Origin of the sequence: Streptomyces sp. NBC_00454 (assembly GCF_041434015.1) — a bacterium.
GTDB lineage: Bacteria > Actinomycetota > Actinomycetes > Streptomycetales > Streptomycetaceae > Streptomyces.
In genome coordinates this window covers 4,222,676-4,241,831 of the sequence record NZ_CP107907.1, presented here as the reverse complement: position 1 = coordinate 4,241,831, position 19,156 = coordinate 4,222,676, and the positions used below count along the sequence as shown (strand labels likewise).

General features: G+C 72.5%; 9 protein-coding genes. 4 read left to right on the top strand and 5 right to left on the bottom strand.

The genetic code is table 11. The features are described from left to right. Nucleotides 1-114: 114 nt before the first annotated feature. Nucleotides 115-1,644: an FAD-binding oxidoreductase gene (locus tag OHU74_RS19695; RefSeq protein ID WP_371617133.1), complete on the bottom strand. Its 1,530-nt coding sequence runs from the start codon at nucleotides 1,642-1,644 to the stop codon at nucleotides 115-117. Between the two features lie 134 nt (nucleotides 1,645-1,778). After that, nucleotides 1,779-2,540 carry a thioesterase II family protein gene (locus OHU74_RS19690; protein ID WP_371617132.1) on the bottom strand — a complete coding sequence of 254 codons (762 nt, stop codon included), beginning with the start codon at nucleotides 2,538-2,540 and terminating at the stop codon, nucleotides 1,779-1,781. 275 nt (nucleotides 2,541-2,815) lie between these two features. On the opposite strand from OHU74_RS19690, the gene OHU74_RS19685 reads away from it, so the two are divergent. From OHU74_RS19685 to OHU74_RS19670, 4 genes are all read left to right on the top strand, one after another. Continuing rightward, entirely contained in the window at nucleotides 2,816-3,982 is a 1,167-nt protein-coding gene (locus OHU74_RS19685) for a DegT/DnrJ/EryC1/StrS family aminotransferase (protein WP_371617131.1), read from the top strand. Next, the gene (locus OHU74_RS19680; RefSeq protein WP_371617130.1) at nucleotides 3,979-5,073 is read left to right on the top strand and encodes a Gfo/Idh/MocA family protein; all 1,095 of its coding nucleotides are present in this window, start codon (nucleotides 3,979-3,981) and stop codon (nucleotides 5,071-5,073) included. The genes OHU74_RS19685 and OHU74_RS19680 overlap by 4 nt, the downstream gene beginning before the upstream one ends. Nucleotides 5,074-5,153: 80 nt before the next feature. Continuing rightward, on the top strand, nucleotides 5,154-5,831 hold the full coding sequence (locus tag OHU74_RS19675; RefSeq protein WP_371619737.1) for an HAD-IA family hydrolase: 678 nt from the start codon (nucleotides 5,154-5,156) through the stop codon (nucleotides 5,829-5,831). 191 nt (nucleotides 5,832-6,022) lie between these two features. Beyond that, nucleotides 6,023-8,773, top strand: coding sequence for an AAA family ATPase (locus OHU74_RS19670; RefSeq protein WP_371617129.1), 2,751 nt, complete (start codon nucleotides 6,023-6,025; stop codon nucleotides 8,771-8,773). A 54-nt stretch (nucleotides 8,774-8,827) separates the two neighbouring features. Here OHU74_RS19670 and OHU74_RS19665 read toward each other — a convergent pair whose 3' ends face one another. The 3 genes from OHU74_RS19665 to OHU74_RS19655 are packed head-to-tail and all read right to left on the bottom strand — an operon-like array spanning nucleotide 8,828 to nucleotide 19,132. After that, nucleotides 8,828-10,444 (bottom strand): bifunctional 3-(3-hydroxy-phenyl)propionate/3-hydroxycinnamic acid hydroxylase, encoded by a 1,617-nt coding sequence (locus tag OHU74_RS19665; RefSeq protein WP_371617128.1) that lies wholly within the window; start codon nucleotides 10,442-10,444, stop codon nucleotides 8,828-8,830. Nucleotides 10,445-10,498: 54 nt separating this feature from the next. Continuing rightward, nucleotides 10,499-13,687: a type I polyketide synthase gene (locus OHU74_RS19660; protein WP_371619736.1), complete on the bottom strand. Its 3,189-nt coding sequence runs from the start codon at nucleotides 13,685-13,687 to the stop codon at nucleotides 10,499-10,501. Between the two features lie 24 nt (nucleotides 13,688-13,711). Next, complete coding sequence (locus OHU74_RS19655) at nucleotides 13,712-19,132, bottom strand: type I polyketide synthase (RefSeq protein WP_371617127.1); 5,421 nt, start codon at nucleotides 19,130-19,132, stop codon at nucleotides 13,712-13,714. Nucleotides 19,133-19,156 lie beyond the last annotated feature (24 nt).

Genomic DNA, 19,156 nt, shown 5'->3' with positions numbered 1-19,156 from the left:
GTCCAGTGGACGCCTGGGGAGAGGTGGAAGTCACTTCCATACCCATTTCTGTGTAACTGGCGGGGGTGTGTGCACGGGGGTTGTGTGCGCGGGGTCGAGCCGGCGTCCGGGGAACTACTGGCCGAGGCTGCCGATGCTGCGGGGGTGGCGGAAGAAGTTGTTCGGGTCGTAGGCCTTCTTCACCTTCTTCAGGCGGAGGTAGTTGTCGCCGTAGTACTGCGTCGCCCAGTCCGGAAGGCTGGAGCCGGGGAAGTTGACGTAGGCGCCGTTGCTGATCGGGTTGAGGACGTCCGCACCGGTCTGCACGAAGGCCGAGGCGGCGGCCTCGGACTCCGGGGTCGGCGCGTCGAGCTGGCCGACGTAGCCGATGACGAAGTTGGCCTGGCGGTGTACGTACGCGGTCGCCGTCGGGGAGACGTTGTTCGCGTTGCCGCCCACCGCCATGCAGTGCACGACGCGGCGCTGGCCGGCCACCCGGTTGGAGTCCAGGGTGCTGAGCACGGTGGAGATCTGGGTGGGGGTGAAGGGCTGGTTGAACATGCGGTACGCGTCGCGCTGGAAGGCCGTGCGGTGCAGGTGCGCCTCGGCACCGGTGCCCTCGCGGTGGCACTGCTCCTGGGTGAGGTCGCCGCAGCCGTACGCGGTCTTCATGGCGTCCGCGTAGGGCAGGTCGCTCGCGAAGGTGCTCGTCGGCTGCGCGCCGACCAGCGAGGTGAGCTGCGCCAGCGCGGCCTGGGCCTCGGACTCGGGGCCGTGGTAGCCACCGGTGATGATCACCATCGGGACGTTGCCGGGGGCGGCGTCGGGCAGGTTGTAGATCAGGGCGGAGCCGAGGTTGACGGAGGCGTTGAGCTGCCAGGTCTGCCAGGCCGCGAAGACCTGCTCGGCCTTGTCCCAGGCCCACATGGTGGAGAAGAAGACCATGCGCGGCTGGTCGATCGGGGCGACCTCGAACTCGGTGACGACGCCGAAGTTGCCGCCGCCGCTGCCGCGCAGGGCCCAGAACAGGTCGGAGTACGAGGTCTCCGAGGCGCGGATCAGACGGCCGTCGGCCAGGACGATCTGGGCCGAGCGCAGCCGGTCGCTGCCCAGGCCGAACTTCCTCGTCTGGAAGCCGATGCCACCGCCGGAGATGAACCCGCCGGGGGCCACCGTCGGGCAGGTGCCCGCGATGACCTGCTTGTTGTACGGGGCCAGGGCGTGCAGCGCGTCGATGGACTGCAGACCCGGGCCGATCTTGACGGTGGAGGTGCCGACCGTGGCGTGGTTGAGACGGGAGGTGTCGATGACGAGGCCCTCGCCGGTGGACCAGCCGTTGAAGTTGTGGCCACCGCTGCGGACCCGCACGGAGATGCCGTTGTTGCGGGCGTAGTTCACCAGGGCCTGGACGTCCTGCGGCGTCTCGGGGTAGGCGATGGCCTGCGGGTGGACCGCGTCGAAGGCCGCGATCTGCAGTTCCTTCGCCGCGTTGTAGCCGGGGTCGACGGGGAGCACGATGTCGCCCTGGATCCGCGCCGCGAGGCCGGCCCATCCGGTACCGGAACCGGTGGCGTCCGCGAATACCGGCAGGGTGCCGACGCCCACGGCCGTTGCCGTGAGGGCCAGTCCTGCACCGGCACGGAGGATGGTTCGCCTGCTCTGCATGTGGGCACTCCCAAGTAGCCAACGGTGACGGCGGATACCGCGCCCCCGATTAACTCAGCGACCGGTAATCGTCCGCCCATTGCGCGGTATGCGGACCATTGGCGTGCGGGCCCCGGGAGCTCCGGTCCGGCGCATTACCCGACCGGCTGCGCCACGCATTCCTTTACGACCGTGCGGCGAATGATGTCCAGGACCTCGTTCTGGTGCCGGGTCAGATAGAAGTGGCCGCCCTTGAAGGTGTGCAGGGAGAAGTCCACGGAAGTGTGCGCGGACCAGGCCTGTGCCTCGTCCGCCGTCACCTGGGGGTCGTCGTCCCCGGTGAGGACCACGAGCGGGGTGGACAGCGGCGGGCGCGGGCGGTGCCGGTAGGTCTCGATGGCCTCGTAGTCGCTGCGCAGCGCCGGAAGGATCATCTCGAGCAGTTCCTCGTCCATGAGCATCCCGGAATCGGTGCCGTCCAGCAGCTTCAGCTCCGCGATCACCCCGGCGTCCGAGCGCAGGTGGACGGATTCCTCCCGGTGGCGGGAGGGCGCCCGGCGCGCGGAGGCGAACAGGGCGGCCGGGGCCTTGCCCGCGTCCTCCAGCCGGGCCGCGACCTCGTAGCCGAGGAGTCCGCCCATGCTGTGGCCGAACAGGGCGAGCGGGCGGTCGGCCCAGGGCAGCAGGGCCTCGGTGATCCGGTCGGCGAGCTCGTCGAGCCGGGTGATGCCCGGCTCGTGCCGGCGGTCCTGGCGGCCGGGGTACTGGACGGCCAGTACGTCCATCGCGGGCGCGAGCGCGCGGGCGACGGGGAAGTAGAAGCTCGCCGAACCGCCGGCGTGCGGGAGGCAGACCAGCCGGACGGGCGCCTCGGGGGCGGGCTGGAACCTGCGGAGCCAGGGGTCTTCGTGCGTCATCGGGGGCCTCGATCCATTCTCTGGTCATCGGACGGGAATTGGTTCCGGCTTTTTCGCGGCGCTTTGGCGGCGCGCGGCGGACCGCCCTCGGAGCGCTGTTCCAGAACGGCAGTGCATTTACCGGGAAAGCTACAACACTCTTCCAACGGCGTTGATGGCGAGCCTTTCCGGGGCTTTCCGCAAGGGCCTCATAGGGGGATGCATAGGGGGATGACGCTCCCGCCGTCAGCCAGTAAATTTCCGCCCAGCATTTGACTCACAGGGAGCAGAGAAAAATGAGCCAGCTTTCCCGGCAGACTCCGGACTTCCCCGTTTGGCCCCAATTCGGGGACGAGGAGCGCACCGGACTGATCCGTGCCCTCGAGCAGGGTCAGTGGTGGCGCATGGGTGGCAGCGAGGTCACCACCTTCGAGCGCGAGTTCGGCGACTACCACGGCGCCGAGTACGCCCTGGCGGTGACGAACGGCACCCACGCGCTGGAGCTCGCCCTCCAGGTGCTCGGCGTCGGCCCGGGCACCGAGGTCATCGTGCCCGCGTTCACCTTCATCTCGTCTTCGCAGGCGGCGCAGCGGCTCGGTGCCGTGGCCGTCCCCGTCGACGTGGACCCCTTCACCTACAACATCGACCCGGCCGCCGTCGCCGCCGCGATCACCCCGCGCACCGCGGCGATCATGCCGGTGCACATGGCCGGTCAGATCGCGGACATGGACGCGCTCGGCAAGCTGTCCGCGGACAGCGGTGTCCCGCTGATCCAGGACGCCGCGCACGGGCACGGCGCCGAGTGGGACGGCAAGAAGGTCGGCGAGTTCGGCGCCGTCGCGGCGTTCAGCTTCCAGAACGGCAAGCTGATGACCGCGGGCGAGGGCGGCCTGGTCACCTTCAACGACGCGGAGCAGTTCGAGACCGCGTTCCTGCGGCACAGCTGCGGCCGTCCGCACAGCGACCGCTACTACTTCCACAAGACCTCCGGCTCCAACTTCCGGATGAACGAGTTCTCCGCGGGAGTGCTCCGCGCCCAGCTGGCCCGCCTCGGCGGCCAGATCGACACCCGCGAGCACAACTGGCCGATCCTGTCCGGGCTGCTCTCCGAGATCCCCGGCGTCGTGCCGCAGCACATCGACCCGCGCATCACCCGCAACCCGCACTACATGGCGATGTTCCGCCTGCCGGGCTGGACCGCCGAGCGCCGCAACGCGCTCGTCGACCGCCTGATCGCCCGCGGTCTGCCGGCCTTCGCCGCCTTCCGCGCGATCTACCGCTCGGACGGCTTCTGGGAGACCGGCGCCCCCGCGGAGACGGTCGACCAGATCGCCGCCCGCTGCCCCAACACCGAGGCGATCTACGCGGACGCCATCTGGCTGCACCACCGCACCCTGCTCGGCACCGAGGCGCAGATGCACGAGATCGCGAACATCCTCACCGACGAACTGGCCGCCGAGTGAGCTCCCCGCTCCGGGTGGCCGTGGTGGGCCTCGGCTGGGCGGGACGGTCCATCTGGCTGTCCCGCCTGGCCGCCCACCCGGCGTTCGAGGTGACCGCGGTGGTGGACCCCTCCCCCATCGCGGCGGAGATCGCCGCCGAGACCGGTCCGGGCGTCCTCGCCCTGTCCGGCATCGACGAGCTGACCCCCGCCCTCGCGGACCTCGCGGTCGTCGCCGTCCCCAACCACCTGCACGCCAAGGTCGCCTGCCGGCTGCTGGAGCGCGGCATCCCGGTCTTCCTCGAGAAGCCGGTCTGCCTGAACTCGGCCGAGGCGGACGAACTCGCCGCCGCCGAACTCGCCGGTGGAGCCGTCCTGCTGGCCGGCAGCGCGGCCCGCTACCGCGCCGACGTGATGGCGCTGCGCGAGGCCGCGGCCGGGCTGGGGCCGCTGCGGCACATCGACATCTCCTGGGTCCGCGCCCGGGGCGTCCCGGACGCCGGCGGCTGGTTCACCCAGAGCCAGCTGTCGGGCGGCGGCGCACTGGTCGACCTCGGCTGGCACCTGCTGGACACGGTGTCGCCGCTGATCGGCCCCGCCGAGTACGAGGAGGTCGTCGGGTCCGTCTCCGACGACTTCATCGCGGCCGCCTCGCACGGCGCCTCCTGGCGGCACGAGGACGCGAAGTCCACGTCCGGCGGCGACGTGGAGGACACCGCGCGCGGTTTCCTGGTCACCGAGGACGGGGTCTCCGTCTCGCTGCGCGCGAGCTGGGCCTCCCACGAGGCCCTCGACAGCACGGTGATCAAGGTGGAGGGCGCTTCGGGCACGGCCTCGCTGCGGTGCACCTTCGGATTCAGCCCCAACCGGGCGGGCGGATCGGAACTGTCCTCGACCAGGGCGGGCGAGAGCGCGCCGATCGCGTTCGACGAAGAGCCGATCGGGGCGGAGTACGACCGCCAGCTCGACGCACTGCCGGCCCTGCTCGCCGATCCCGCATCCCGGGGCAAGGCCGTCGAGGACACCCGCCGGACCATCGCCGTGATCGAGCGGATCTACACCTCGGCACGTCGCGCGCGGCCCCGCCGGCAGGAACTCGCGTCCGCCCGCTGAGCGGCGCCCGTACTCCTCGCACTCCTCTCCACCCCGCACACACCGTCTTCTGGGAGATCCCCGTGAACACTGGTACAGCCCTGCACCCCTCAGCCCGCACCCTCGCGTTCGAACACCCCAAGAGCGTGATCGTCTTCGATCTCGACGGAGTGATCGTGGACAGCTTCCCGGTCATGCGCGAGGCCTTCAACCTCGCCTACGCCGAGGTCGTCGGTGACGGAAAGGCTCCGTTCGAGGAGTACGAGCGCCACCTCGGGCGATATTTTCCCGACATCATGAAGATCATGGGCCTGCCACTGGCGATGGAGGGCCCCTTCGTCCGGGAGAGTTATCGCCTCGCACATCTGGTCCCCCTCTTCCCCGGCGTCCGAGAGGTCCTGGAGGAGCTGCGCGACCGCGGCTTCCGGACCGCGATAGCCACCGGCAAGGCCGGTGACCGGGCCCGGCACCTGCTGACCCAGCTGGACGTCATCCACCTCTTCGACCACGTCATCGGCTCGGACGAGGTGGCCCGCGCCAAGCCCGCCCCGGACATCGTCCTGCACGCCCTGGACCTGCTCGGGGCCCGCCCCGAGGAGGCGCTGATGCTCGGTGACGCCGTCACCGACATCGCCGCCGCCCGCGGCGCCGGCATCGCCGCCGTGGCCGCGCTGTGGGGCGAGTCCGACTCGGCCGACCTGCTGGCAACCTTCCCGGACGCGGCCCTCGACGCCCCGGCGGAGCTGCTGGCCCTGCTCCCGTCGGTGGTCACCAGCTGACCACTCCACCGGCCGCCCCGAACTCCCCCGGGCGGACGGCCCGTTCAGCGCCCGACACCCGGTCCGGCCCTCCGCATCCCGAGGGCCGGACCGATGTGTTCGGCGCGGTGGATACACGGTTCCCGGTCAGTGACACGCCCTCCCCGATAGTGGCGCCGCGGCCGGTGGACGGTCATCACATTGGGGGAGCGATGCTTGTCGAGCGGGACGAACACCTAGGCCGTCTGCACCTGATCCAGGAGGCGGCCCGGTCCGGCAAGGGCCGGATGGTGCTGCTCGAAGGCCCGTCCGCGACGGGCAAGACCGAACTGCTGCACGTGTTCGCCGACCGCGCCGAAGCCGCCGGATTCCGGCTGCTGCACGCGGTCTGCTCCCGGTCCGACCAGGACCTCCCCTTCGGCGCCGCCAGGCAGCTGTTCCGCGCCGCGGGCCTGTCCACCGAAGACCTCCCCGCCACCCTCACGGCCGCCGAAGCCGTCCCCGTCGGCGAACTCACCCACACCGTCGACGAGTTGTGCGTGGCCCTGCTCGAACGGGCTGCCGCCGAACCGCTGCTGCTCGCCGTGGACGACGCCCAGTACGCCGACGCCCACTCGCTGCGCGTCCTGCTGCACCTCGCCCGCCGGCTGCGCTCGGCCAAGGTCGCCGTGCTGCTCGTGGAGAACACCGACATCGCCTCCCCGCACCGGCTCCTCCAGGCCGAGCTGCTGCGCAACCCCCACCTGTCCCGGATCCGGGTCGCCCCGCTCACCGAGGACGGCTCCGCCGCGTTCCTCGCCGAACGCCTGGGACCCCACCGGGGCCACCTGCACGCGGCCGCCCTGCACTCCTTCAGCGGCGGCAACCCGCTGCTGCTCGGCGCCCTCGCCGACGACCTGGACGCCGGACACGAAGACGCCCGCGGCTACGGGCTCGCCCTGCTCAGCTGCCTGCACCGCGGGGAGCCCGCCACCCTGGCCGTGGCCCGCGCCGTAGCCGTGCTCGACACGTACGCGACCCCCGACGGGCTGGCCGTCCTCGCCGCCACCGACCGGGAGACGCTCGAAGCGACCCGGCGGGCCATGGCCGTCGCCGGACTGCTCACCGACGAGGGCGAACTGCGCCACCCCCGCGCCCGCGCCGCCGTACTCGAGGACATCGAAGCGCGGGAGCGCTCCGCCCTGCACCAGCGGGCCGCCCGGCTGCTCTACGAGGACGGCGCGGAGGCGGGCCGGGTCGCCCGGCACCTGCTGGAGGCGGGCCGCGCCGACCAGCCGTGGGCCGTCCAGGTACTGCTCGACGCCGCCGAGCACGAGCGGCTCGCCGACCGCCCCGACACCGCGACGGCCTGCCTGGAGCTCGCCCACCGCTCCAGCGGCGACAAGCAGGAGCGGGCCACGGCCCTGGCCCGGCTCACCCACACCGCCTTCCAGCGCGACCCCTCGGCGGCCGTCCGCCACCTGGCCTCGCTGCTCGCCGCCGAACAGGCCGGCTACCTCGGCTTCCACGAATCCACCCTGCTGCTGCGCCAGTTGCTGTGGCACGGCCGCACCCAGGAGTCGGCCGAGCTGCTGGAGCGGCTACGCACCGCCACCACCGACCGGCCCACCGGGCCCGGCTCCGAACTGGCCGACCTGGAACAGTGGCTGTCGTGGGCCCACCCCTCGCTGGCCCGGCCCGTCGGCACGGCCAACGCCGCCGGCGCCGCGGCCCAGCGGGGCGCCACCGTCGTGACCCTGCGCAGCGACCCGTGGCTCGGCCGCGCCGCCGCCCTCGCCGACCAGCTGGCCCGCAACCGGCCCGGAGCCGCCGAGCGCGCCGAGCAGGTGCTGTGGGACCTGCGCCTGAGCCGGGGCGCGAGCTGGGCCGACGAGACCGCGATGCTCGCGCTGCTGACCCTGCTGCGCTACGGCAGCGCCGACAACGCCGCCGACTGGTGCGAGCGCCTCGTCATCGACGCCCAGGAGCGCTCCGCGACCACCTGGCAGGCCGTGTTCACCGGCATCCGGGCCGAGATCGCGGTCCGCCAAGGGGATCTGACCTCGGCCGTGGAACGGGCCCGGGAGGCCCTGGCCCTGCTGCCCGTCAAATCCTGGGGCGTACTGGCGGGACTGCCGCTCGGCAGCCTGATCGTCGCCCACACCCGGCTGGGCCAGTACGAGGAGGCCGCCCGCCAGCTGGGCCAGTCCGTGCCGGACAGCATGTACGAGAGCTGGTTCGGGCTGTCCTACCTGGAGGCCCGCGGCGTCCTGCACCTGTCCACCCACCACCATCACGCGGCGCTGGCCGACTTCCTGTCCTGCGGCGAACTCCAGCGCAGCTGGGGCGTGGACGCGGTGGGCCCGGTGCCCTGGCGGGTCGGCGCGGCCGAGGCGTGCGTACGCCTGGGCAATACGGACCGGGCCCGCCAGCTGGTCCACGAGCAGCTCGCGCGGCCCGGCGCCGGCAACGCCCGCACCCGCGGCCTGGCCCTGCGCCTCTACGCGGCGACCAGCCAGCCGGGCCGCGGCCTCCAGCAGCTCACCGAGGCGCTGGAGCTGCTCGAATCCACCGGCGACCGGTACGAACAGGCCCGGGTGCTGGCCGACATGAGCCGGACCTACTACGCGCTCGGCGAGCACCGCAGGGCCCGTACCCTCTTCCGCCAGGGCCTGCACGTGGCCAACGCCTGCAAGGCCCAGCCGCTGGCCCAGGAACTGCTGTCGGGCTCCGCCGAGCAGCCCGCGATGATGTCCGCCGCCGAGGGCGGCCAGAGCGCCGAGGGCTTCGAACTCAGCGATTCCGAGAAGCGGGTGGCCTCCCTCGCGGTGATGGGCTACACCAACCGGGAGATCGCCACGAAGCTCTACATCACGGCGAGCACCGTGGAGCAGCACCTCACCCGCGTCTACCGCAAGCTGCGGGTCAAGCGGCGCCAGGACCTGCCGGCCGACCTCTGGATGAACGCGACGCGGGCCGGCTGAGGCCGGCACCGCGCGAAGCCCCGTACCCCTTGGGGAGTACGGGGCTTCGCGCGTTCACACCCCGGCCGGGACCCGGGCCTCGGAGAGGGCCTCGCGGACCGCTGCGACCAGTTCGGCGGTGTTGGCCCGGCCCGCGGCGGCCCCGTAGACGTAGAAGTCGGGACGGATCAGCACCGAGGTGGCGCCGGCCTCGGCGAGGAACGGCAGGTAGACCTCGTCCAGGTCCACCACCGCGTGCGGGCCCGCCTCCCCGGCCGGAGTGCCGGCCGCGACGACCCGGACCACGTGCGCGCCCAGCTCGTCCAGGAAGGCCCGGTCGGCGGGGTCGAGCAGCTGCTCGGGGTCCTCGGTGGTGAGGAGGACGAAGCCCAGTCCGACGACGCTGTCGAAGAGTCCCGTCTCCCCCGCCCGCTCCACCCGGGCCTGCGGCGAGAGGACGCCCGCCGGGCGGATCGGCCGGCCCTTCTCGTTGAGCTTGACGAAGCCGCGGGCCAGCGGCTGCAGCGGGGAGCGCTGCTGGGAGGGGATCCCCGAGGCGGCCGCCCGCTCCGCCGCGGCGAGCATCACCATGTCGCGGTCGGCCGCGGCCTTGGGGTCCGTCTGGCAGATGATCTTGCCGAGGTTCACGGACATCCCGATGGCGTGCTTGATGTGCGTGCGGCGCTCCTCCTGGTAGTCGTCCAGGAGCTCGCTGCCGCCGCGCCCGTCGAGCAGCGCCGCCAGCCTCCAGGCCAGCGCGCCCGCGTCGCGGAAACCGGAGGACATGCCCTGGCCCGCGAAGGGGGGCATGACGTGCGCGGCGTCCCCGGCCAGCACCAGCGGGCCCTCGTGCCAGGTCTCGGCGGCGCCCGCCCGGAAGCTGTAGACGTGGTGGCGGCGCAGCGTGGCGTTCTCCGGGTTGATGTCGAAGAGCTTCAGCAGCCGCCACGCGCTCTCGCGGGTGTTGAGCCCCTCCACGGTCTCCCCGGCCGTCCGCATGAACTCGTAGCGCCGATTGCCCGGTCCGGCCGACACGGAGGTGCGCGGCTGCGCCGGGTCGCAGATCTGCAGGTTGTTCGGGTGGAACTCGCGGCCGTCGTGGTGGACCACGTCGCAGACCAGCCAGTCGTGGGAGAAGTTGACGTCCGAGAAGCCGGCATCCATCTTCGAGCGCACGAAGCTGTTGGCGCCGTCGCAGCCGACCACCCAGCGGGCCGAGAAGGTCCGCTCGGTGCCGTCCTCGCCGACCGCCGTCACCTCGGCCCCGTCGGGCCGCGTGGTCAGCCCGACGACCTGGTGGCCCCGGTGGACCGTGATGTTCTCCAGGGTCGCGGCGCGGGCCTGGAGCTCCTCCTCCAGCGCCGGCTGGTACATGGAGGTGGACTCGGGCCAGCCGCAGAGCTTGCGCTCCGAGCCGTCGATGTCCAGGAGGATCTTCCCGTCCGCGTTCTTCCACTGGTAGGAGCCCGAGGGCTCACCGATGCGTCCGATGAGCCCGCCGATGCCCGCGGCGGTGAGGGTGCGCGCAGCCTCACCGTCGAAGGCGACCGCGCGGGGCATCGGGTAGGCCTGCGGCCACTTCTCCACGACCGTGACGTTCTTGCCTCGGTCGGCGAGCAGCAGGGCGAGCAGCTGGCCCACGGGGCCGTATCCGACGATCAGGACGTCGGCCTCGGTCGGTGCGTCGAACATCAGGGTGCCTTTCAAAGGGTGTGGTGGTGGTCGCGGGCAGGCAGTTCAGGCGGCTCAGGCGGCTTCGGCCGCCAGGAGCTCCAGCAGGTGCTCGGCGATGAAGGTCGGCGTCGGGAAGTCGAAGAGCAGCATCGGGCTGAGCGCCAGACCGGTCACCTCGACGAGGCGGTTGCGCAGTTCGACGGCGCTGAGGGAGTTGAAGCCCACCTCGAAGAAGGGGCTGTCACCGTCGAGTTCGTCCTCGAAGGGCTCGTCGGTGGCGAGCTCCTCGCGCGCCGCCTCGGACTCGGCGACGATCAGGTCGATGAGGATCCCGGTCTGCTCGGCGTCCGGGAGGCCGGCCAGCTTGGCCAGCAGGGCCTGCTTGGTGGCCTCGGCCGGGTCGAGGGCCGCTGCGGCTTCGGTGGTCTCGTCCGTCTCGACCCCGGTCGTCTTGGTCGTGGTCGTCGTCATGGGGGTTCCGGCCTCCAGCCAGTAGTTGCGGCGCTGGAAGGCGTACGTCGGGAGTTCCACCCGGCGTCCGCCCTCGAACAGGGCCGACCAGTCGATGGTGATGCCCCGGGTGAAGAGTTCGCCGAGTGCGGTCACGGCGGTCTGCGCTTCGGGGGCGTCGTTGCGCAGTGCGGGGACGAAGGCGAGGTTGGCGGTGTCGCCGGTCAGGCAGGCCGGGCCCATCGAGGTGAGGACCCCGCCGGGGCCGAGCTCCAGGAAGGTGACCGCGCCGCGCTCCTGGAGGGTGCGGATCCCGTCGGCGAAGCGGACGGCGTCGCGGACGTGGCGGACCCAGTAGTCGGGGCTCGCCAGTTCGGCGGGCTCGGCGATCTTTCCGGTGAGGTTGGAGACCACCGGGATGCGCGGGGCCCCGTACGTCAGGCTGGCGGCGACCTTGCGGAACTCCTCGAGCATCGGGTCCATCAGGACCGAGTGGAAGGCGTGGCTGACGACCAGGCGCTTGGTGCGCCGGCCGAGGCCGGAGAAGTGCGCGGCCAGGGCCTCGGCGGCGTCCTCGCGGCCGGAGACGACCACCGAGTTCGGGCCGTTGATCGCGGCGATCCCGACGCCCTCGCCGAGGAGCGGGAGGATCTCGGCCTCGGTGGCCTGGACGGCGACCATCGCGCCACCGGACGGCAGGGCCTGCATCAGGCGGCCACGAGCCGCCACAAGACGCGCCGCATCCGCAAGATCCCACACACCCGCAACATGCGCAGCCGCCAGTTCACCGATCGAATGCCCGGCCAGGAAGTCGGCGTGGACGCCCCACGCCTCGACGAGACGGAACAGCGACACCTCGACCGCGAACAGCGCGGGCTGGGTGAACTCCGTCCGGTTGAGGGCGACTTCGTCGTCACCGAAGAGCACCGACTTCAGCGGCCGCGGCAGGTGCTGGTCCAGCTCGGCCGCCACGGCGTCGAAGGCCTCGGCGAAGACCGGGTAGGTCCCGTACAGCTCGCGGCCCATGCCCAGGCGCTGCGAGCCCTGACCGGTGAAGAGCACCGCCAGGCGGCCCCGGGTCCGGCTGCCGCGCACCACGCCGGGCGAGGTCGCGGCGGTCGCGCCCTCGGCCACGGCCAGCAGCCGCTGCCGCAGGGTGTCGCGGTCGTCTCCGACGAGGACGGCGCGCTTCTCGAAGGCGCTGCGGGTCCGGGCGAGGGAGTGACCGATGTCGTACGCGGACGCCTCCTGGCCCTCCTCCTCCTCGTCGAGGAAGGCGTCGAGCCGCTCGGCCTGGGCGCGCAGCGCCTGCTCGGACTTGGCGGAGAGCACCCAGGGCAGCGGGCCGCGGGCGACGGCGGCCGGGGCGACCGCGGTCCGCTCGGTCACGGTCTCCTCGGCCGCGGGGGCCGGGGCGGGCGCGGCCTCCTCGACGATGACGTGGGCGTTGGTGCCGCTGATCCCGAAGGAGGAGACCGCCGCACGGCGGGTACGGCCTTCCTCGCGCGGCCAGGACTTGGCCTCGGTGAGCAGCTCCACGGCGCCCGAGGTCCACTCGACCTTGGCGGTGGGCTCCTCCACGTGCAGGGTCTTGGGGAGCACCTCGTTGCGCAGGGCCATGACCATCTTGATCACGCCGGCGACCCCGGCCGCGGCCTGGGCGTGGCCGATGTTGGACTTCAGGGAGCCCAGCTGGAGCGGCCGGTCCGCGGAGCGGCCCCGGCCGTAGGTGGCCAGGATCGCCTGGGCCTCGATCGGGTCACCGAGGACGGTGCCCGTGCCGTGCGCCTCGACCGCGTCCACATCGGCGGTGGTCAGGCGGGCGTTGGCCAGCGCGGCCTTGATCACCCGCTCCTGGGCGGGGCCGTTGGGTGCGGTCAGGCCGTTGGAGGCGCCGTCCTGGTTGACGGCGGTGCCGCGGACCACCGCGAGGACCTGGTGGCCGTTGCGGCGGGCGTCGGAGAGCCGCTCCAGCAGCAGGAAGCCGGCGCCCTCGGCCCAGTTCGTACCGTCCGAGGTGGAGGAGAAGGCCTTGATCCGGCCGTCGGGGGCCAGTGCGCGCTGGCTGGAGAAGCCGACGAACGCGTCCGGGGTGGCCATCACGGCCACGCCGCCGGCCAGCGCCATCGAGCACTCGCCGGAGCGCAGTGCCTGCACGGCCAGGTGCAGGGTGACCAGGGAGGAGGAGCAGGCGGTGTCCACCGTCACCGAGGGGCCGGTGAGGTCGTACAGGTAGGAGACCCGGCCGGAGAGCACGCTGCCGGACTTGCCCAGGCCCAGGAACCCGCTCACCCCTTCGGGCAGCTCCTGGGCTCCGTTGGCGTAGTCGTGGTACATGTGGCCCGCGAAGACGCCGGTGTCGCTGCCGCGCACCGAGTGCGGGTCGATCCCGGCCCGCTCGAAGGCCTCCCAGGCCAGCTCCAGCATCAGCCGCTGCTGCGGGTCGGTGCCCAGCGCCTCGCGGTCGGAGATCCCGAAGAAGGAGGCGTCGAACTCGCCCGCGCCGTGCAGGAGTCCGGCTTCCTTCACGTACGTGGTGCCCTGGTGGTCGACGTCCGGGTGGTACACGGAGTCCAGGTCCCAGCCGCGGTCCTTGGGGAAGTCCGAGACCCCGTCGGTGCCGGTGGCCACGAGCTGCCACAGCTCCTCGGGCGAGGTGACCTCGCCCGGCAGCCGGCAGGACATGCCCACGATCGCGATGGGCTCGGAGGCGGCCCCGGTGATCCGGGCGTTCTCCTGCTTCAGGCGCTCGTTCTCGGTGAGGGACGCGCGCAGGGCAGCGACAAGCTTTTCGTCGGAAACTGTCATGATCTTCTCTCCCGGTTCCAGACCGAATCAGTTGCTCGTGCTGGCAAGTGCGCGCGCCACGAGGCTTTCCACATCCATGTCGGCGATCAGCTCGCCGTCCTGCTCCACTTCCTGCTCCTGCACCTGCTCCGGCTGCGCCGCCTCGGGAGCGGTCCCGTCGCCGTCCGCGAGCAGTTCGCTCTGGATGCGGCGGGCGAGGGCCTGCGGCGTCGGGAAGTCGAAGACGAGGGTGACCGGCAGCCGGATGCCCGTCGCCAGGGCCAGCTGGTTGCGCAGTTCGACCGCGGTGAGCGAGTCGAAGCCGAGCTCCTTGAAGGCCTGGTCCGGTCCCACGCCGTTCGCGTCGGCCATGCCCAGCGCCGCCGCCGCCTGCTCGCTGACCAGGTCCAGGACGGCCTGCTCGCGCTCCCTCGGGGACAGGGCGGTCAGCCGCTGGACCAGGGAGTCGCCGGTGGGGGCAGCCGCCTGGGCGGCCCGGCGGGCGGGACGCACCAGCCCGCGCAGGACCGACGGCACCGGGGCGCCTCCGGACCGGCTGGACAGGGCGGCGAGGTCCAGCTTCACCGGGGCCAGGACGGGGTGCTCCGAGCGGAGTCCGGCGTCGAAGAGGGCCATGCCGGTCTCGGCCGTCAGGGGCCGCATGCCGCTACGGGCCATGCGCTCCAGGTCGCTCTGCGCCAGCGTGTCCTGCATGCCGCCGGCCTGCTCCCAGACGCCCCAGGCGAGCGAGGTGGCCGGCAGCCCGGCCCGGTCGCGGTGCTGGGCGAGGGCGTCCAAGTAGGCGTTGGCCGCGGCGTAGTTGCCCTGGCCGGCGCTGCCGACCGTTCCCGCGATCGAGGAGTACAGGACGAAGGCGGTCAGGCCCAGGTCCCGGGTGAGCTCGTGCAGGTTCCAGGCCGCGTCCACCTTGGGCTTGAGCACCGCGTCGAGCCGCTCGGGGGTCAGGGCCGAGATCACGCCGTCGTCCAGGACGCCGGCCGTGTGGACCACCGCGGTCAGCGGGTGCTCCGCCGGGACGCTCGCCAGCAGCGCGGCGAGAGCATCGCGGTCCGCGGCGTCGCAGGCCTCGATCCGTACGGAGGCTCCGAGCCCGGCCAGCTCCTCGCGGAGCTCGACCGCACCCTCGGCCGCCGCACCGCGACGGCTGGTGATGATCAGGTTCTCGATGCCGTGCTCGGTGACCAGGTGGCGGGCGGCCAGCTTGCCCAGGGTCCCCGTACCGCCGGTGATCAGCGCGGTACCGGCCCGGTCCAGGGGCTCGCCCTGGCCGGCCGCCGGGGGGACCTCCCGTACGAGGCGGGGCGCCGTCGCCACACCGGCGCGGATCGCCAGCTGCGGTTCGCCCGAAGCCAGTACCGCCCAGACGGCGTCCCGCGGCTCGGTGTCCTCGTCCACGTCGAGGAGGACGAACTGCTCCGGGTTCTCCGACTGCGCCGAGCGCACCAGGCCCCAGACCGCCGCGGCGGCCGGGTCGGTGACTCCGCAGACCGCGCCCTGGGTCAGGACCACGAGCCGCGAGGACTCCAGCTCGGGGGCGGCGGCCCAGGCCTGCATCAGCTCCAGCGCACGGGCGGTCAGCTGGCGGACCCGGTCCGGGCCCTCCTCGGACGGCGCCCGGGTGAAGTCGGCCAGCACCGCCGGCGGAACCGGGGTACCCGACCGGACGGCCGCGATCAGGGACTTCAGGCCGGAGTGGTCGGTGCCGAGCAGGACCGGGTCCACGGGGGCCCCGGTCACGGTCTCCACGGAGACCTGGACCGGCACCCAGTCGGGCCGGAACAGTGCGTCGGCGAGGGCGGCCCGGCCGGCGTCGAAGGACTCGGGCGAGAACGGCCGGGTGACGAGCGAGCCGATGGTGGCGACCGGAACCCCGGCCTGGTCGGCGAGGCGCAGGGTCAGCGCGTCCGTACCGGCCCCGGCGGCGTGCACCCGCAGCGCGTTCGCTCCGGAGGCGTGCAGGGTGACCTGGTTCCAGGCGAACGGCAGCCGCAGCGCCGCACCCTCCTCCTCGGTGGCGCCGCCGTCCGGGACGGCGAAGGAGCTGGCCTGCAGGGCGGCGTCGAGCAGGGCCGGGTGCAGTCCGAAGCCCTCCGGGGTCGCCCCCTCGGGCAGGGCCACTTCGGCGTAGACCTCGCCGTCCTTGGTCCACACGGACCGCAGCCCCTGGAAGAGCGGGCCGTACTCCAGCCCGGCCTCGGCCCGGTCGGCGTAGTGGCCGCTCAGATCGGCCTGCTCGGCGCCCGCGGGCGGCCAGCTGCCGAAGTCGAAGGAACCGGCCGGCTCCTCCTTGAGCAGGAAACCGCTGACGTGCCGGGTCCAGGGGGCTTCGGAGCTGGCGTCCAGGTCGGTCGAGTGGACCGACACCGGGCGGCGGCCCAGCTCGTCGAGGGTGCCGACCGCGACCTGGATGCGGACGCCGCCGCCCTCGGGGAGGACCAGCGGGGCCTCGATGACCAGTTCCTCGACGGTCCCGGTGCCGACCTCGTCGCCGGCCCGGATCACCAGGTCCACGAGGGCCGCGCCGGGCACCAGCACGGTGCCGGCGACGGAGTGGTCGGCGAGCCACGGGTGGGTGCGGACCGAGAGCACCCCGGTCCCCTGCACTCCGCCGTCCGCCTGCGGCAGGAAGGCGCCGAGCAGGGAGTGACCGGCCGGGGTCAGCCCCAGGGAAGCGGCGTCGCCTCCGGATTCCAGCGGCTGGAGCCAGTAGAAGTCGCGCTGGAAGGCGTACGTGGGCAGTTCCACGCGGCGCCCGCCCGGGGCCAGGGCGAGGAGGTCCGCGGGCAGTCCGGCGGTGTGCAGCCGGCCCAGCGCGGTGACCGCCGAGCGCACTTCGGAGACTCCGGTGCGCATTTTGGGCACGAACAGGGCGTCGGCGTCTTCGGCGACGCAGTCCTGGCCCATCGCGGTGAGGACTCCGCCGGGGCCGAGCTCCAGGAAGACGTTGACGGCCTGGTCCTGGAGGGCTCCGATGCAGTCGGCGAAGCGGACTGCATCACGAACGTGGGAGACCCAGTAGTCCGGGCTCGCCAGCTCGGCGGCTTCCGCGACCTTGCCGGTGACGTTGGAGACCACCGGGATCCGCGGAGCACCGTAGGTCAGGCTTGCGGCGACCTCGCGGAACTCGGCGAGCATCGGGTCCATCAGGACCGAGTGGAAGGCATGGCTCACGGTCAGCTGCTTCGTCTTGCGACCCAGCTCCGAAAGGGTCGCCTTGACCGCGAGGCACTCCGCCTCACGACCCGAAATCACCACCGAATTCGGCCCGTTGATCGCGGCGATCCCGACACCCTCACCGAGGTACGGAAGGACCTCGGCCTCGGTGGCCTGGACCGCGACCATCGCACCGCCGGACGGCAGGGCCTGCATCAGACGGCCACGAGCCGCCACCAGACGCGCCGCGTCCGCAAGCGACCACACACCCGCGACATGCGCCGCGGCGAGCTCACCGATCGAGTGACCGGCGACGAAGTCGGGACGCACACCCCACGACTCGACCAGCCGGAACAGCGCCACCTCCACCGCGAACAACGCCGGCTGCGTGAACTCCGTACGGTGCACCGCGTCTTCGTCGTCCCCGAACAGAACCGACTTCAGCGGCTGCGGCAGGTACCGGTCCAACTCCCCCGCCACCGCGTCGAAAGCCTCCGCGAAGACCGGGTAGGACTCGTGCAGTTCACGGCCCATCCCGAGGCGCTGGGCGCCCTGCCCGGTGAAGAGGACCGCCAGGCGGCCGCCCGTCGCCACGCCCGTGGCGACGCCCGGGGCCGGGCGGCCCGCGGCCACGGCGCGCAGGGCCTCGATCGCGTCGGCCCGGTCGGCGGCGGCCACCACCGCGCGGTGTTCCAGCGCCGCACGGGTGGTGACCAGCGAGTAGGCGACGTCCAGCACCGCGGGCGAGGACTCGGATTCCAGCAGGTCGGCCAGGCGCCCGGCCTGGGCCTTGAGGCCCTGCGCGGACTTCGCCGACACCGTGAAGGCCAGCTCGCCGTGGAACTCCCGTACCTCGTCGGAGAGTTCGGACTCCTCGGCAGGGGCCTCCTCGATGACCACGTGGGCGTTGGTACCGCTCACGCCGAAGGAGGAGACACCCGCGCGGCGCGGCCGGTCCTCGTCGCGGACCCACGGGCGGGCCTCGGTCAGCAGCTCGACGGCCCCCGCCGACCAGTCCACCTTCGGGGTGCGCTCTTCGGCGTGCAGGGTCTTCGGCAGCACCTCGTGGCGCATCGCCTCGACCATCTTGATGACGCCCGCCACACCGGCCGCCGACTGGGCGTGGCCGATGTTGGACTTCAGGGAGCCGAGCCACAGCGGCCGGTCCCCGGGCCGGTCCTGCCCATACGTGGCCAGGATGGCCTGGGCCTCGATCGGGTCACCGAGCGCGGTGCCCGTGCCGTGTGCCTCGACGGTGTCCACATCGGCCGTGGTCAGGCGGGCATTGGCCAGCGCCGCCTTGATGACGCGCTGCTGGGCCGGGCCGTTGGGGGCGGTGAGGCCGTTGGAGGCGCCGTCCTGGTTGACGGCCGTACCGCGGATCACGCCGACCACCGGGTGGCCGTTGCGGCGGGCGTCGGAGAGCCGCTCCAGGAGGAGCAGGCCCGCGCCCTCGGACCAGTTGGTGCCGTCGGCCGCGGCCGAGAAGGCCTTGGCGCGGCCGTTCTCGGCGAGACCGCGCTGCCGGGAGAACTCGACGAACCCGTCCGGGGTGGCCATGACGGCCACGCCGCCGGCCAGCGCCATGGTGCACTCGCCCTGCCGCAGGGACTGCGTGGCCAGGTGGATGGCGACCAGGGAGGAGGAGCAGGCCGTCTCGATGGTCACCGCGGGGCCTTCGAGGCCCAGCGTGTACGAGACGCGGCCCGAGGTGGCGCTGCCCGAGTTGCCGATGCCGAGCATGCCCTCGACGGAGGCCGGGATCCGCTGCCCCATGGGGGCGTAGTCGTGGTGCATGACACCGGCGAAGATGCCGACGCTGCTGCCCTGGAGTCCGGTCGGGTCGATGCCGGCCCGCTCGAAGGTCTCCCAGGAGGTCTCCAGCAGCAGCCGCTGCTGGGGGTTCATCGACAGGGCCTCGCGGGGCGAGATCCCGAAGAAGGCGGCGTCGAACTCGCCCGCGTCGTGCAGGAATCCGCCGTGCCGGGCGTACGAGGTACCGGTGTGGTCCGGGTCCGGGTGGTACAGCTTCTCCAGGTCCCAGCCGCGGTTGTCGGGGAACTCGGTGATGGCGTCCGTACCCGAATCGACCAGCTGCCACAATTCCTCGGGAGAGCTCACCCCGCCCGGGAGCCTGCAGCCCATGGCCACGATCGCGATCGGCTCGGACTTCTCGGCCTCCACCTCACGCAGGCGGCCGTTGGCCTTCTGCAGATCGGTCAGTGCGCGCTTGAGGTAGTCGCGCAGTTTCGCCTCGTTGGTGCCGACCGCGCCGGCGCCGTTCTCGTTGCTCATCTGTGTGTCCGTCCGTCTCTGTTC